At 64.1% G+C, this 15,031-nt stretch carries 16 protein-coding genes; 11 read left to right on the top strand and 5 right to left on the bottom strand.

What is annotated here, in order from left to right:
• The first annotated feature begins 35 nt into the window (after nt 1–35).
• A complete protein-coding gene (locus LPJ38_RS29775; protein ID WP_145643081.1) occupies nt 36–401 on the top strand; it encodes a hypothetical protein in 366 nt (121 codons plus the stop codon).
• 140 nt (nt 402–541) lie between these two features.
• Here the strand turns inward: LPJ38_RS29775 and LPJ38_RS29770 are convergent, their stop codons facing one another.
• Nucleotides 542–1,861 (bottom strand): alpha/beta hydrolase, encoded by a 1,320-nt coding sequence (locus LPJ38_RS29770; protein ID WP_145643082.1) that lies wholly within the window; start codon nt 1,859–1,861, stop codon nt 542–544.
• 316 nt (nt 1,862–2,177) lie between these two features.
• Between LPJ38_RS29770 and LPJ38_RS29765 the strand changes: the two genes are divergently transcribed.
• Nucleotides 2,178–3,545 carry an APC family permease gene (locus LPJ38_RS29765; RefSeq protein WP_145643084.1) on the top strand — a complete coding sequence of 456 codons (1,368 nt, stop codon included), beginning with the start codon at nt 2,178–2,180 and terminating at the stop codon, nt 3,543–3,545.
• Between the two features lie 2 nt (nt 3,546–3,547).
• Entirely contained in the window at nt 3,548–4,756 is a 1,209-nt protein-coding gene (locus tag LPJ38_RS29760) for a hypothetical protein (RefSeq protein WP_145643086.1), read from the top strand.
• 21 nt (nt 4,757–4,777) lie between these two features.
• Here LPJ38_RS29760 and LPJ38_RS29755 read toward each other — a convergent pair whose 3' ends face one another.
• The gene (locus LPJ38_RS29755) at nt 4,778–5,338 is read right to left on the bottom strand and encodes a helix-turn-helix domain-containing protein (protein WP_145643088.1); all 561 of its coding nucleotides are present in this window, start codon (nt 5,336–5,338) and stop codon (nt 4,778–4,780) included.
• 354 nt (nt 5,339–5,692) lie between these two features.
• On the opposite strand from LPJ38_RS29755, the gene LPJ38_RS29750 reads away from it, so the two are divergent.
• From LPJ38_RS29750 to LPJ38_RS29740, 3 genes are read left to right on the top strand one after another with little or no spacing between them, the layout of a single operon-like run.
• Complete coding sequence (locus tag LPJ38_RS29750) at nt 5,693–7,006, top strand: MFS transporter (protein ID WP_145643090.1); 1,314 nt, start codon at nt 5,693–5,695, stop codon at nt 7,004–7,006.
• A 54-nt stretch (nt 7,007–7,060) separates the two neighbouring features.
• Nucleotides 7,061–7,582, top strand: coding sequence for an MOSC domain-containing protein (locus LPJ38_RS29745; RefSeq protein WP_145643092.1), 522 nt, complete (start codon nt 7,061–7,063; stop codon nt 7,580–7,582).
• Nucleotides 7,579–8,535 carry a PDR/VanB family oxidoreductase gene (locus LPJ38_RS29740; protein WP_145643094.1) on the top strand — a complete coding sequence of 319 codons (957 nt, stop codon included), beginning with the start codon at nt 7,579–7,581 and terminating at the stop codon, nt 8,533–8,535. The genes LPJ38_RS29745 and LPJ38_RS29740 overlap by 4 nt, the downstream gene beginning before the upstream one ends.
• A 6-nt stretch (nt 8,536–8,541) precedes the next feature.
• Here LPJ38_RS29740 and LPJ38_RS29735 read toward each other — a convergent pair whose 3' ends face one another.
• Nucleotides 8,542–8,751, bottom strand: coding sequence for a hypothetical protein (locus tag LPJ38_RS29735; RefSeq protein WP_145643096.1), 210 nt, complete (start codon nt 8,749–8,751; stop codon nt 8,542–8,544).
• A gap of 92 nt (nt 8,752–8,843) precedes the next feature.
• Nucleotides 8,844–9,182, bottom strand: a complete 339-nt coding sequence (yidD, locus tag LPJ38_RS29730) for a membrane protein insertion efficiency factor YidD (protein WP_145643098.1) — start codon at nt 9,180–9,182, stop codon at nt 8,844–8,846.
• A gap of 242 nt (nt 9,183–9,424) precedes the next feature.
• On the opposite strand from yidD, the gene LPJ38_RS29725 reads away from it, so the two are divergent.
• A complete protein-coding gene (locus LPJ38_RS29725) occupies nt 9,425–10,327 on the top strand; it encodes a COG3904 family protein (RefSeq protein ID WP_167520818.1) in 903 nt (300 codons plus the stop codon).
• 168 nt (nt 10,328–10,495) lie between these two features.
• Complete coding sequence (locus LPJ38_RS29720; protein ID WP_011084757.1) at nt 10,496–11,842, top strand: IS5-like element ISBj5_B family transposase; 1,347 nt, start codon at nt 10,496–10,498, stop codon at nt 11,840–11,842.
• Nucleotides 11,843–11,973: 131 nt separating this feature from the next.
• Here LPJ38_RS29720 and LPJ38_RS29715 read toward each other — a convergent pair whose 3' ends face one another.
• Nucleotides 11,974–12,429 carry an iron-sulfur cluster assembly scaffold protein gene (locus tag LPJ38_RS29715; protein WP_061847586.1) on the bottom strand — a complete coding sequence of 152 codons (456 nt, stop codon included), beginning with the start codon at nt 12,427–12,429 and terminating at the stop codon, nt 11,974–11,976.
• A 246-nt stretch (nt 12,430–12,675) separates the two neighbouring features.
• Here LPJ38_RS29715 and folE point away from each other — a divergent pair, with 246 nt between their 5' ends.
• The 3 genes from folE (at nt 12,676) to LPJ38_RS29700 (ending at nt 14,991) form a co-directional block, all read left to right on the top strand.
• Nucleotides 12,676–13,368, top strand: a complete 693-nt coding sequence (folE, locus tag LPJ38_RS29710) for a GTP cyclohydrolase I FolE (RefSeq protein ID WP_145642723.1) — start codon at nt 12,676–12,678, stop codon at nt 13,366–13,368.
• Between the two features lie 27 nt (nt 13,369–13,395).
• A complete protein-coding gene (gene hisI / locus LPJ38_RS29705) occupies nt 13,396–13,818 on the top strand; it encodes a phosphoribosyl-AMP cyclohydrolase (RefSeq protein ID WP_145642720.1) in 423 nt (140 codons plus the stop codon).
• A 111-nt stretch (nt 13,819–13,929) separates the two neighbouring features.
• Complete coding sequence (locus LPJ38_RS29700; RefSeq protein WP_167520801.1) at nt 13,930–14,991, top strand: transglycosylase SLT domain-containing protein; 1,062 nt, start codon at nt 13,930–13,932, stop codon at nt 14,989–14,991.
• Nucleotides 14,992–15,031 lie beyond the last annotated feature (40 nt).

Below are 15,031 nucleotides of genomic sequence, written 5' to 3'. Positions count from 1 at the left end.
AGGCCGGTGATGGGGACCAAAGAGAGTGGACTGAAATGAGGATGATTCTGGCGGTTGCCGCGGTGCTCTATTCAGCCTCCGCGTTCGCGCAAGCCGACAAGCCACCGATGGTGGGGGACAAGCCGCTGGTGCAGGTCAAGCCGAAAGGGACCAAAGAGGCTGCCGCCGCCCCGAAGGGCAAGCCGCAGTCGATCGCGGTGCGGCTCCAGGCCTGCCTCGAGATCGATGACGGCACCAAGGACCGTCTCAACTGCTACGACGCGGTGATTCCGCCGGCCCCGAAGCCGAAGCCGGCGAAGGCCAAGGGCTACGCCGATTGCCGTTTCCTCAAGGAAGAGGACGAGCGACTGGCCTGCTTCAACGGCTTTGCCGAGAGCATTCCGAAGCTGCCGAAGACCTGAGGTTGAACCGGCACGGGCTCAGCCGATAGCCGAGCGATCGCGGCCGAAAGCATGACGCGGAAAGCTGCGTAGCGGTTTTCGAAGAGATCATGCTCAAACGACAGGCCACAGCGCGATGACGATTCAAAGAACTCATCGCGCTAGCGGCTCGATGCGGATGGATTGGTGGAGGCGACGCGCGTCAGCGCGAGCGAAGGCGTCGCCGACATCTTCACCAGCACGTCCTTCAGCGGATCCCGCGTCCAGGCTCGCGTGACGTAGTCGCGATGGGTGATGCCTTCGCCGGTCTCCACGAACACGACGCTGCCGGGGCGCAACGGCCCGTCCATGTCCTCGGAGACGCTGATGCCCTTCTGCCGCAGCATGCTCATCAGCTCGCGGTCGCGCCGCGCCGTGTAGCGCGTGTAGGCGCTGACGAAGAAGCCGGAGCGATGGCTTTCGATCCAGGAGGCGAACTTGTCCATCTCGCCGTAGACCGCGTCGAGCAACACGACGCCGCGGACGCGGTCGCTGATGCCGCCGACCTCCAGGCTCCAGGCGGTCGGCAGGAAGCCACCGCTATAGCCGATGATCACGATCGGCATGGTGGCGAAGGCGCGCGCGCTGTTGGGATCGCCGGTGAGCCGGGCCAGATGGGTGGCCGACTCCTCCATGAAGCGCTTGAAGCCGCCGGCCTGCCAGAATTTTCCTGCGCTGGAATCGGCGGCGTCGACCGCCATCTGCGGCGCCAGCAGGATCGCGTTGGCGCCGGAATCGGTGATCTGTTTCGGCACCATCTGCCGGTCGCGCACGTCACGCTCCAGCGTCGCGCCATTGCCGTGGAAGAACACCACGATCACGCCCGGCTTGCGGACGTCGAAATGGTCGGGGACGTGCACCAGCACGCGGCTGTCATTGTAGGTCTCGTCCTGCCAGTAGACGCGACCCGAATAGCTGCGGTGACCGCGGCGGTCGCCCTTGGAGATGTTGAGGAAGGGCGCGTCGGAGGCGGGGTTGTTGCCGAAATAGGGGAAGGCCGACGACTTCATGCTGACGAGCGTCGTCAGGTCCTCGCGCGGTGGACGCTTGTAGGGGAGCTGCGGCTCGAGCGAAGCCACCTTGTAAGGTACCTGCTCCGGCTGCGGCTGCACGGCACGCCTGGGCGAGAAGTCCGACATCTGCCGCTGCAGAAAGCTCTCGCTCGCCGAGGGGAAACGCTCCCTGAACTGCGGGGCAGGGAAGCGATCCTCGAATGTGTCTGCGCTTGCCACCTGCGTCTTCGTCTTGGAGACCACCTGGACGTTGGCCTGCGAGTTCGCCGCGAGCGCCGCCGGATCGGGCGCCTTGCCGCATTGAGCCAGCGTCAGCGACAGCGGCACCAAGGCTGGGATCAGGCTGGCCCGGAGCAAACGACCACGCGCGCCGGACGTGGTCCGGCCGGCACGCGTGTCAGTTCTCAGTTTGGGAACGGCCCCGACCATTCACCCATGACCCCGAGTCACATCAAGTCACGTCCATCGGCATTTCTAGACAATTGAGCCGACTGGCGTTTAGGCGACGTTAAGCGTCCGGAGAAACTTCCCCACATCCGGGACGCTTAGGGGACCATGCAATCGTGTCGTGATTGTGGGGAAGGAGAACGTGATTGTCCGGGTCGGTGCAGGCTTCTTGCCCGCAAAGGTGCCACGATACCCGTTGGACCTGCCTCATTTAACCCTTGTTAACCCTGCTTGAATTGACTGAGCAATTTGCACGATGCTTCGCACGAGGCGTGAGGCCTGAGGTTTGAGGACCCCGATGACGGCATCAGGTGCCGGTACCGCGCCCTGGACTGGCCGGCTGACCGGAAGCGGGTCGGGGGTATCCGTTCCCGTCGCAACGGCCATCGTCGTTGCCGACATGATCGGGGTCGGCGTCTTCACCAGCCTCGGCTTCCAGGTCAAGGACATTCCGTCCGGCTTCTCGATCCTGCTGCTCTGGACGGTCGGCGGCATTGTCGCCCTGTGCGGGGTGTTCTCCTACAGCGAATTGGGCGCGATGTTTCCGCGTTCGAGCGGCGAATACAATTTCCTCGGCCGCGCCTATCATCCCGCTTTCGGCTTCCTCGCCGGCTGGGTCTCGGCAACGGTGGGGTTTGCGGCGCCGGTCGCGCTCGCGGCGATGGCGTTCGGCGAATACGCCAAATCGGTCGCGCCCGATCTGCCGCCGATCCCGCTCGCCATCGGCGTGGTGTGGCTGGTTTCGCTCGTGCAACTGACCGGCGTCAGACACTCCGCGACGTTCCAGCTGATCTCGACGATCCTGAAGGTGGTGCTGATCGTCGCCTTCCTGGTGGCCGGCTTCGTCATCGGCATGCCGCAGCAGATCGCCTTCACGCCGCAGCCGGGCGATCTCGTCCACATCGTCAGCGCCCCCTTCGCGATCGGGCTCGTGTTCGTGATGTATTCGTTCTCGGGATGGAATGCCGCGACCTACATCATCGGCGAGATGAAGACGCCGCAGCGCAGCCTGCCGCGCGCGTTGCTCCTGGGCACTCTGATCGTACTCGTTCTCTACGTCGCTCTGAACGCGGTGTTCCTCTATTCGACACCGGTTAGCGCGCTTGCCGGCCAACTCGACGTCGCCAGCGTCGCCGGCAGCGCCATCTTCGGCGATCTCGGCGGACGGATCGTCGGCGCGATGATCTGTGTCGGCCTGATCTCCTCGATCAGCGCGATGATGTGGATCGGCCCGCGCGTGATGATGACGATGGGCGAAGACATTCCGGCGCTCCGCGTATTCTCGAAGCGATCGACGAGCGGCGCGCCGGCCTATGCCATCCTGTTGCAGCTCGCCATCGCCAACCTGCTGCTGTTCACGCGCAGCTTCGAGGCGGTCCTCGACTTCATCCAGTTCGCGCTGCTGTTCTGCTCGTTCTTCACCGTCGCCGGGGTCATCAAGCTTCGCATCACGGATCCCGATATCCCCAGGCCCTATCGCGCCTGGGGATACCCGTTCACGCCGCTGGTTTTCCTGCTCGTGACCGCGTTCATGATGTATTACCTCTTGACCGAGCGACCGTTGCAGTCGCTGTCGGGGATGCTCGTCATGCTCTCGGGCCTGTTGATTTATGCTGTTTTCCGCAGGCGGCCGGTCGCCGTTGCCGCTTCACCACATCGCGAATAGACATGGTCCGAGCCTTCAGAATTGCGGCCGTCGCTCTTGCCCTGCTGGCTGCTTCCGTCTCGTCCACGCATGCGGCGGAGGTCACCTTCGACGATACCGCGCGCTTCCTTGCGGGCATGCAGCCTTCGGCGGACTCCCCGCTGCTGCCGCTCACCAGGGATCCCGCCTGGCAGCGGCACGCAAAATTCTTCGACGGCGCGTTCGCCCAGCTCGAGCAGCGGCAACTCTCGAAGATCCGCAGCTGGGCCGACGTCAATCTGGCCGCGCCCCGACCGACCGTGTTCTACCTGTTCAGCGGTCCGGATTTCCTCTACGCCAACACCTTCTACGCCAAGGCCAGCACCTATGTGCTCGGCGCGCTCGAGCCCGTGGGGGCCGTGCCTGACCTGACGCGGCTGCCGCGCGGTTCGGTCGGCGCCGCGCTCTACAATGTGGAGCGCTCGCTCGGCTCGATCCTGAGCTTCTCGTTCTTCATCACCAAGCAGATGAAGGTCGACTTGAGCGCCAACCAGGTCAACGGCACGCTGCCGATTCTCTATGTCTTTCTCGCCCGTTCCGGCAAGACCATTCGCAACGTCGAGATGATCGCGCTCGACGACAAGGGTGGGGTGCATGTCGACAATCCGGGACGGAACGCGACGCGCGGCGTCCGCATCACTTTCGCCGGCAGCGAAGGGGAATCGCGCACGCTGTATTATTTCTCGACCGACCTTTCCAATTCCGGGGCACGCGCGACCGGTTTCCTGAAATTCTGCGAGACGCTCGGCCCCGGCAACAGCCTGATCAAGAGCGCGTCCTATCTGCTGCATTCCGGTAATTTCACCGCCGCGCGCGACTGGCTGCTCGCCAACAGCGCCACCATCATCCAGGACGATTCCGGCATTCCGCTCGCGAATTACAGCGCGCGGCAATGGCGGTTCTTCCCGTTCGGCCGCTATCTCGGTCCGATCGACGAATTCCCCGGCCGATATCAGGAACGCTACGCCGCACTGTTCACGCGCGCCCAGCCGATCGATTTCGGCGTGGGCTATCGCTGGCGGACGCACGAGTCCAACCTGCTGCTGTCGGTGAAGGTGCCGGGTAGCGAGGCGGCGCCGGCGGCGGAAGCCACCTCGTCCGCCGAGCCGCCGCCAAAGCCGCCGCGTCCGAAGCGGCTGCGTCCGCCGGAGTCGATCCCGCCGCAGTCCGGACGCTCCTTCTGGTTCCGCTAACCAGCTGAGTGGCTGCTGCCGCTAGGTTGGACTCTGGGCCACGACGACCAGAAGCTCCGCCTTCTGCCGTCCAAGACTCCTGACCTCGTGCGGCGTCTCGCCTGAAAAGTACAGGCAGTCGCCCTTGCCGAGCTCGAGTTCATCGCCGTCGAGCTTGATCGCGACCCTGCCGTTGATGACGAAGAGCAGCTCCTCGCCTGCATGCGACGCGCGTGTCGCCGCCCTGTGCGGCGGGCTGAGCAGGAAGGGCTCCATCATTTTGCGCGTACGGCCGGTGGCCAGAGGCACTACGCCAAACGTGTCCTGAAACAGCGGCACGTTGCCGTCTTCGCGGCGGAACAGCGTGTAGCGCGGTGTGGGCTCGGCGTTCGGGTCGAAGAAGGTCGCGACATTGACCTCGAGTGCTGCGGCCATCCGCAGCAGCGCCGCAAGCGAGGGAATCTTGAGATTGCGCTCGACCAGCGAGATGTAGCCGCGAGTAAGGTCGCTCTGCCGTGCAAGCTGATCCAGCGTCAGTCCCTTGGCAATCCGCGCCTGGCGGATATTGGCTCCGACTGCTGTCGCTTTGTTGACGTCAAGCACGCATGAGTCTCCCGAACTGCTGAGGCCTCTTTTGCAACACTTGCTGCTCGACTGCCAGCCTCGGCGTCAGGCTGCCCATTCCACGTGCGCCGGAGTGTATTCCGAAGGAAAACTTCACCGCAGAAATTTCGAGCAAGGCCGCGGATATTGTAGGCAAACGAGCTGGCATATCAGCTAGATCAGCTGAAAAGAGATGCAAATGACGCGCTCTGCCACGATCGTCGGCATTTGCCGCGTTCCGCGGCGTTGATTTCCAATAGTAAACATGATCGTTTTTACCGCCGTGGCTGCCAGTGGGCTCCACGCACCGAACCAACTGCTTTTCCCTGGCGCCGGTACCTTTTGGAGAGATCGATGACCGTAGCAGATGACGTAACCCTGAACGTAGCGCCGGACGAGGCGGCGAGCTTGCGGCGGATCGTGTGGTCGAGCGTGATCGGCACCGCGGTCGAATGGTACGACTTCCTCATTTACGGCACGGCGACGGCGCTTGTGTTCAACAAGGTCTTCTTCGCCGCCGGCAATCCGACGCTCGCCACCATCGCCGCGTTCGGCACCTACGCCGTGGGCTTCCTGGCACGGCCACTTGGCGCTGCGATCTTCGGCCATTATGGCGACCGGGTCGGCCGCAAGGCGATGCTCGCGATTACCATCATGGTGATGGGTATCGGGACCTTCCTGATCGGCCTGCTGCCGACCTACCAGCAAATCGGCATCGCAGCGCCGCTGCTCCTGATCGGCCTGCGCTTCCTCCAAGGAATCGGCCTCGGTGGCGAATGGGGCGGGGCCGTCCTGATGGTGGTCGAGAATTGTCCGACGCATCGCCGCGGCCTGCTCGGCAGCATGGTGCAGGTCGGCAATCCCATCGGCAATCTCGCCGCGATCGGCATGTTCGCGCTGGTGGCGAGCTTGCCGGAAAGCGACTTCATGACTTACGGCTGGCGCATTCCGTTCCTGATCTCGATCCTGCTGGTTGGCGTCGGTCTCTACATCCGATTGAACATGGAGGAGACTGCGGCGTTCCGTCAGGTCCAGGCGAAGAAGGAAGTCGCCAAGATGCCGCTGGTCGAAATCTTCAAGCACCATCGAAGGCCTTTCTTCACGGCGGTCGGACTGAAGATCTCCGAGATCGCCTATGCCAGCATCGGCGGTGTCTTCGTGATGTCCTACGCCACGACCAATCTCGGCGTGTCGCGCTCGGTGGTGCTGAATGGCGCCTTCGCTGCGTCGCTGGTTGCCTTGCTCGCCATTCCGCTGTTCGGCTGGCTGTCGGATCTCGTCGGCCGCAAGACCATGTTCTATGCAAGCTGCGTGTTTTCGGCCCTGTTTGCCTTTCCGCTGTTCTGGCTGCTCGACACCCGCGATCCCACCATCGTCATCTGCACCATCGTGGTCGCGATTACCTTCGGGCAGATGGTGATGTTCGGCATCGGAGCTCCCTGGTACTCCGAGCTGTTCACCGCGCGGCTGCGCTATAGCGGCGCCTCGCTCGGATTCCAAGTCGGCGCGGCAATCAGCGGCGGGCTGACCCCGCTGATCGCGGCCTCTTTGATGGCATGGAGCGGCGGTGCCACCTGGCCGGTCTCGCTGCTGCTGATTGCCTGCGCTGCCATCACCGCGACTGCGACCACGTTTGCGCCGGAGACGGCGAACAAGGAACTCACCTGATCCCATGGTGCGCCGCGCCGGGCGGCCCACCTCAGCTTCTCAAGGGGAATTGTCATGCTCGATACCGTCAGCGCCGGCCACGCGCCGGGCGCAGCACAAATCGGTTGGACCGGCTTGGTGCGCTTCCTTCACCTCACGCCTCGTGCGTTCCTGCCGATGCGGGCAATGCAGTCCATTTCGCTGATCGCCGCCCGGGGCATCGAAGGCGATCGCTACATGCTCGGCAACGAGGAAGGGTTCTATTCGCACAAGCCCGAAGAGGGCCGACAGGTCACCTTGTTCGAGCTCGAGACCCTCGTCGCGGTCAAACGCGACTTTGGCATCGAACTCGGCCCGGAAGAGCATCGGCGCAACGTGACGGTCGAGGGCGTGCCGCTGAACCATCTCGTCGGCCGTCGCTTCTGGCTCGGCGAGACTTTGTTGGAAGCGACCCGGCTCTCGGTACCGTGCCGGCATATCGAGGAGATCACTGGCAAGGCGATCTTCGATCCCCTGATCAACCGTTCGGGCCTCAACTGTAGAATACTCCAGGGCGGGATCGTGAAGGTCGGCGACACCGTACGGAACGCGGCATGAAAGCGCGCCCAATTACCACGGTCAAAACGGTCGTCTTCGGCATCGAGGATGCAGGCAGCGGGATCAAGCTGCTGACCCTGGTCGACCCCGACCATTGGGAATTGCCGCCGTTCAAACCGGGCGCGCATATCGATCTGCATCTGCCGAACGGGCTCGTGCGCACCTATTCGCTTTGCAACGAGCCCGCCGACAACGAGCGCTACCTCATCGCGGTGAAGCGCGAGGCGGAAGGGAGAGGCGGTTCGCGCGCACTCCACGACGAGATCGGCGTCGGCGATGTCATCGGCGTTTCGCTGCCGCGTGGGGGACTGGAGGCGGGGGCTGATATCGCGCGCCATGTGTTCGTCGCGGGCGGCATCGGCGTGACGCCGTTCCTGTCGATGGCACGGCACCTCGCTCGGATTGGCGGTGCCGAGTTTGTGCTGCATCTGATCATACGCGGCGAGGTGCCGCTCGCCACATATCTTGCGCCATTCATCGACGCGGGCCGGGTCGTTGTGCATCGCACATCGCAGGGAGGACGTCCGGATCTTGAATCTTTGGTCGGGGAAGCCGGCGAGCAGACGCTGGTCGCCTGCTGCGGACCGGAAAGCATGATCGACGAATTCGAGCGAGTGACCGCCACGTGGCCTGCGGCGAATGTTCATATCGAGCGTTTCGTCGCGCCGCCGCCCGTGCTCGATCCCGACGCGAAGCCCTTTACGCTGTCGCTGGCCCGGACAGGGACCGAGATTCAAGTTCGTGCGGGGCAGACCATGCTGGCCGCGTTGCAGGCAGGAGGCATAGATATAGCGTCGTCATGCTGCGGCGGCATTTGCGGCGCCTGCAAGGTTGGATGGATCGAAGGCAAGCCCGTGCACCGCGACCGCATCCTGTCGCCTTACGAGCGCGAGCGCTATCTCATGATTTGCGTCGCCGGGGCAGAGTCCGATCGATTGGTGCTGGACCTATAAGTCGGCTTACCAGTGCACGCTTTGGCTCGGCACGATGAATGACGTCGTGCTCGGGGCTGTCGCAAGGCTCGTCGACAGATACCAGCCGGAGCCGAGTATGAGTATCAGCAGGGCGATGATCGCGAGCAGATCGATGGTTCTGGGGTCGTGATGGCCCGCCCGACCGCGGCTGGGCCCAAAACCGAAGGGAAAATGAGGGCTGATTTTCCAGCGCATTGTTGTTTCCTCCCTATGGGAGCAGCACATCAACGCGAGAGCAAAGTTCCTGTTCCGGGAGAGGCAGCGATGCGCAAAGCTCCGCAGCAGCCTCAGGATGTGTTGACCCCGCGCCAGCGGCCGTAGCGCCAGGGCAGATACCAGCGCGCGCCCTGCGGCGGTGTGAGCGGCACGTTGTCGATGCCGGATGTGCCCAAGGGATTGCAACGCAGCAGCCGCGCCAACGTCATCCATCCGCCGCCCCAGAGTCCGAACCGCTCGATCGCTTCGTCGCCGTAGACCGAGCAGGTCGGCAGGTGCCGGCAGTTGTAGCCGACGAGGAGCGACAGCGTGTGCCGATAGAGCCAGATCAGCGCACGACCGAATCTGCGCGGGAGCCGAAGTGCGCGCGCGACGGGAGTGGAACAGTGTTCGCAGACTGAATGCTTCATGTGCGCTTTGCTGCGATCGTAGGCGACGCATTGCTCGGTTCCGATGCAGGGAACAGCAAGCTGTTGTTTTCGCGCCATATTTTCCGTGCTTTTTGGGAGCACTGCAGCAAGTCCGTGTAGACGAGCTGTATTCCCCCGGATACCATTTTTATGACACTCGTGAAAACATACGACTGTATGATGGACTCATCGAGCGCGAAGCGGGGATAATCGCGCCAAATGGGCTTGGGGAAGGGATCAGTTTGAAACTTCTGACGTCGCTCAACCTTCGCGGCTGGTTGCTGGTGGGAACCGCCGTTTGTGGAGTCGCGCTGGCTGGTGCCGTCGCGACATTCGGGTCGTCGGCCCGGGCGGGTAGCGCTCTCGAAGAGCGCAAGCTGCCGATGAAGTTCAATTGGGTTGCCTGTGAGCCGAATTGCCGTGGCTGGGTCAGCGCGGTCGGCATCATCACCGCCGATACGCCGAAGGACTTCGAGGAGTTTTCCCGCGGACGCCAGCTCGGCGGCGCCACCGTGGTGCTCGATTCCAGCGGCGGTTCGGTCAACGACGCGATCACGCTCGGTCGGCGCTTCCGCAATCTCGGCCTCCTGACGACGGTCGGCATCAGCCTCCAGAACCGCGGCGGGCAGAGCGCCCGTCCCGCGGTCGCGCCCGAGGCCTATTGCGAATCCATGTGCGTGTTCCTGCTGCTGGCCGGCAAGAAGCGCTACGTGCCGGAAGCCGCCCGTGTCCGGGTTCATCAAATTTGGATGGGCGATCGCGCCGACGATGCGAAGGCAGCGAGCTACAGCGCGCAGGACCTGATGATCGTGGAACGCGACATCGGCCGGCTCGCCAAATACACCTTCGACATGGGCGGCACCGGCGATCTCTTGTCGCTCGCGCTCAGTGTGCCGCCGTGGGAAGATCTGCACCGGCTCGACGCCGGCGAGCTCAAGCTCACCAATCTGGTGACGACAGACCTCGTGGCTGACGTCCTGCCGCACGTGGATATCTCAGCGCCGGCTGTGGCGGACCTTGCCCCGAAGACGCAGGCGAGGTTCGGCACGGAACCGGAGCAGCCCGCCAAGTCGACCCAGACCGCGGAAGCCCTGGTGCCCACGGGCGGGGTGGCGGCCCCGGCTACGCCGGCACAGCAGAAGTAGTCGTCCGTGAAGAAGGACTAAGCCACTGATCGGGAATCTCGATTTGGGCTAAGGGGCATTTCCAGATTGCAAGGTTTTGATGCTTTGGGCGTCAGAACCTTGCGATTTGGTTTTCGTGGATTCCCTCGAAGCGGGAAGCATGATTCCTTGTCTGCATCGGAGGGAACGATGCGGCCGAAGAAGCACAAGACGACGGGATCGAACGATCTGTTCCGGGCTCGGCTCGACCAGATCATCAATATGAAGCACGAGCTGGTTCTGCTCGCCGGCAAGGTCGATTGGGACTGGATCGACGGCGAGATCGCGCCGCTCTACAGCGAGAACGGCAGGCCCGGGATCGAGACGCGCTTCATGATCGGTCTGCTGTTGCTCAAGCACATTTACGGGCTGTCCGATGAGGAGGTGTGCGAGCGCTGGGTCCATGACCCATACTTCCAGTTCTTCACCGGGGAAGAGTTCTTTCAGCACACGTTCCCGCACGAGCGCTCGGACCTGAGCCATTGGCGCAAGCGGCTTGGCGACAAGCTGGAGTTGCTGCTGGCCGAGAGCTTGCGGGTAGCGCACGAGGCCGGTGCATTACGCAGCCAGGACCTCAAGCGGGTTACGGTCGACACCACGGTGCAGCCGAAGGCCATCACCTTTCCGACCGATGCCAAGCTGCTGCATGCGGCCATCAAGGGGCTCAACCGCCTGGCGATCAGGCACGGCGTCAGGCTGCGGCAATCCTATGCTCGCATCGCCAAGGCCGCCGCGATGATGGCCGGCCGCTACGCCCATGCCAAACAGTTCAGGCGGCATCAGCGGCAGTTGCGTATCCTGCGTAGCCGGCTGGGCCGGATCATCCGCGACATCCGCCGCAAGATCGAAGGCCAGCCAGCACTGGAGCAGGCGTTCGCCCTCCCGCTCGGCCGGGCCACGCAGATCCGCTCGCAGCAGCAGCGCCAGCGCGGCTGGAAGCTCTATTCCTTCCATGCCCCGGAAGTGGAGTGCATCGGCAAGGGCAAGGCCAGCGCGCCTTACGAGTTCGGCGTGAAGGCCTCCATCGTCACCAACAACCGCCGGGCTCCCGGTGGCCTGTTCGTGCTGCACGCCAGCGCACTGCCCGACAACCCCTACGACGGTCACACCTTGCGGGACGTCATTGACCGCACCGAGACACTCACCGGCTGTCCGATCGAGCGGGCCTATGTCGACAAGGGATACCGCGGCCACGACGCACAAAATCCCCGTCGCGTCTTCATCTCCGGCCAGAAGCGCGGCGTTTTCGGTGTCATCAAGCGCGAGCTGCGCCGCCGCTCCGCCATCGAGCCCATCATCGGACACCTGAAGGCGGAAGGCCACCTCGGGCGCTGCTACCTCAAAGGCCGCGCCGGCGATGCCGCCAACGTCGTCCTCTCAGCCGTCGGACACAACTTCCGCCGCATCCTCGCCTGGCTGAGATATCTCTTGTGCCTGTTCCTGGCCCAGCTATGGCGCACGCTCGCCCGGCCAGCCTCGATCAATCCGGCTTCTTAACGGACGACGAAGTAAGTTCTGAAATCTCGATCGTCGTTCCGGGGCGCGCGCAGCGCGAACCCGGAACCTCCCGCTGCAATCTCCGGATTCCGGGCTCGTCGCTTTGCGACACCCCGGAATGACGTGGGTGTTCAGCCCTGCGCTGCCGCCGGCTGCTTTGCCTTGGCTTCGATCTGACCGATGGCATCGACCACGGCGTCGAAGGTGAGCAGCGTCGAGGCATGCCGCGCCTTGTAGTCGCGGACCGGCTCGAGGAACTTGATCTCTTCCCATTTGCCTTCAGGAGGGGCGCCGTTCTCCTTCAGCATCTTGCGAACGGTTTCGCGTAACTCACGGAGTTCGCTCGCAGTCGAGCCGACCACGTGACTTGCCATGATGGATGAAGAGGCCTGTCCGAGTGCGCAGGCCTTCACGTCATGGGCGAAGTCGGTGACGGTGTCCCCGTTCATCTTGAGGTCGACCTTCACGGTCGAGCCGCACAGCTTGGAGTGGGCCGTGGCGGAGGCGTCGGGGGCCGACAGCCGCCCGAGGCGCGGAATATTCCCGGCCAGCTCGATGATCCGCTTATTGTAGATGTCGTTCAGCATGTGATGGAGTCCAACACGTCCACGCCCGCTTCCGGGCCGGATCGGCCTTGGCGGGCGCCGTTCACGGTCCTATATAGGGACGGAACTGGCGGAAAAATAGTCCAGCGGTGCGGCGGCAGTGGCCCGGATCTGTGCTGCCGGCGTTCAGGACTTTCCGCCGAGCCTTGTTCTGTTCAGGCGTCCGGCGGCTTGCCGCCCCGTCTGCCGGTGACACTCCGGCCTTTGAGGCCGTCGAACGGAGTCGATATGGACGCTGCAATCAAATCCATCCGCCCCAACAAGCCCTCTGAGCGGCAGCCCGAGAGCCGCCCGGCCGAGCTCGATCCCGCCGAATTCCTCGCGGCCGCCGTCCGCGCCGACCAGCCGCGCCCGGCCCGCGCCGAGGCGGAAGCGGCGGTGAAGACGCTGCTCGCCTATATCGGCGAGAACACCGAGCGCGAAGGCCTGCTCGATACGCCGCGCCGCGTGGTCGAGGCCTTCGACGAGCTCTATCAGGGCTATCACCAATGCCCGGCGGAGGTCCTGGACCGCACTTTCGGCGAGACCGCCGGCTATGATGATTTCGTCCTGGTGCGCGACATCGAGTTCACCTCGCAATGCGAGCATCACATGATGCCGTTCTACGGCAAGGCACATATCGCCTATACGCCGGTGGAGCGCGTCGTCGGCCTGTCCAAGCTCGCGCGCCTGACCGACATCTTCGCCCGCCGGCTCCAGACCCAGGAGCACCTGACGGCACAGATCGCGGCCGCCATCGACGAGATCCTGAAGCCGCGCGGCGTTGCCGTGCTGATCGAGGCCGAGCATACCTGCATGTCGGTGCGCGGCGTCGCCAAGCATGGTGCCTCCACCTTCACCAGCCGTTTCACCGGCATGTTCCGCGACAATCCGGCGGAGCAGGCCCGTTTCCTGTCCCTGGTGCGAGGCCTGCAGCGCTGACCTCGCGGATTGACTGGCGAGGTCGTTGTGTCCGCTCACTCCCATGAGATCGAGGAAGGGCTATCCTTCCAGCCGCGCTTCGACGCCAGCGGCCTCGTGACCTGCGTCGCGACCGACGTCGCGACCGGCGACGTGCTCATGGTCGCGCACATGAACGAGGAGGCGCTGCGCAAGACGATTGCGACCGGCGAAGCCTGGTACTTCAGCCGCTCGCGCAATGCCTTGTGGCGAAAAGGTGAGACGTCAGGTCAAACCCAGCGCGTGGTCGAGATGCGCACCGATTGCGACCAGGACGCGGTCTGGATCCGCGTCGAACAGATCGGCGCGGCCTGCCACACCGGGCGGCGGTCGTGCTTCTACCGCAAGGTCGAGGAAGCGGACGGGGGAGCAAAGCTGGTCTTCGCCGATGCCGAGCGGCTGTTCGATCCCAGCGACGTCTATAAGAAATAGCTCTCGGTCATTCCGGGCTCGCACCTACGGTGCACGCCCGGAATGACGGGGGAGCCGAATTAACCCCGCATTAACCATACCTGTCCCACGGTGAGACGACGGGGCGCCGAATTGCCGGCGCCGCTCAATGCCGCGCGGGGCGGGCACCTCATCATGTCGGTCGACCATTTCAGTGCGACGCGGATGGCCGGTCTCGATCCGACGCGCGCGCGCGTCGCCGGGGCCATCAAGCAGGCCTCGAACGTCTCCGGCGTCAGCTTCCAGTACATGCTGACCACGGCCAAGATGGAGTCGGATTTCAATCCGACGGCCACTGCCACCACCTCGTCCGCGCAGGGACTCTACCAGTTCATCGACCAGACCTGGCTCGGCACCGTGAAGGAGGCGGGCCCCCAGTTCGGCTACGGCAACTACGCCGACGCCATCACCAGGAGCTCATCGGGCACCTACACCGTCGATGATCCCGTGAAGAAGCGGTCGATCATGAAGTTGCGCGATGATCCCGATGCGGCATCGAGCATGGCCGCGGCGCTGACGCAGTCCAACAGCTTCAAGCTCACCGGCCTGCTCGGGCGCAGGCCGAGCGACAGCGAGCTCTACATGGCCCATTTCATGGGCGTGGGCGGGGCCGCGAAACTGATCGCCAATGCCGAGGACAATCCGCAGGCCGTCGGTGCGCGGCTGTTTCCCAACGCGGCCGCCGCCAACCGTTCGATCTTCTACGCCAAGGACGGTCGCGCCCGCAGCGTCTCCGAAGTCTATTCGGTGCTGGATGCGCGCTACGCCAGCGCAGCAGACGCGAAATCGACGCGCAGCGCGATGGCGATGTATGGTGATACGCCCTCGACCACGCAGGTCGCGAGCGCCAGCGGCGTGCAGCCGACCGCGCCGGTGATCGACAACGCCGCCTATCTCCAGACCTTCCCGAATACGCGCGCGGTCACGCCCGCTAGCGCGACGGCGCCGACGGGCCTTGCCGACAGCGCGCCGACCACGCCGGTGTTTCGCTCGCTCTACCAGCCCGGCGATGCCACCCAGCCGGTCTCGACCACGGTACAGAAATTGTGGGGCAACGACGCCTCGCTGACCTCAGTCGCCGCCGCGACGCCGGATGTCCGCCCGCCGCAACCGCTCGACCTCTTCAGCGATCGCAGCGGCACGTTCTCAAGCTAGTCGAGATCGCGTGTCCCGGACGCGCTGCGCTGCGCGCGCG

This window comes from Bradyrhizobium daqingense (assembly GCF_021044685.1).
Taxonomy (GTDB): Bacteria; Pseudomonadota; Alphaproteobacteria; order Rhizobiales; family Xanthobacteraceae; genus Bradyrhizobium; species Bradyrhizobium daqingense.
Note: the sequence above shows the minus strand (reverse complement) of the source record. Positions and strands in the feature narration are given on the sequence as shown.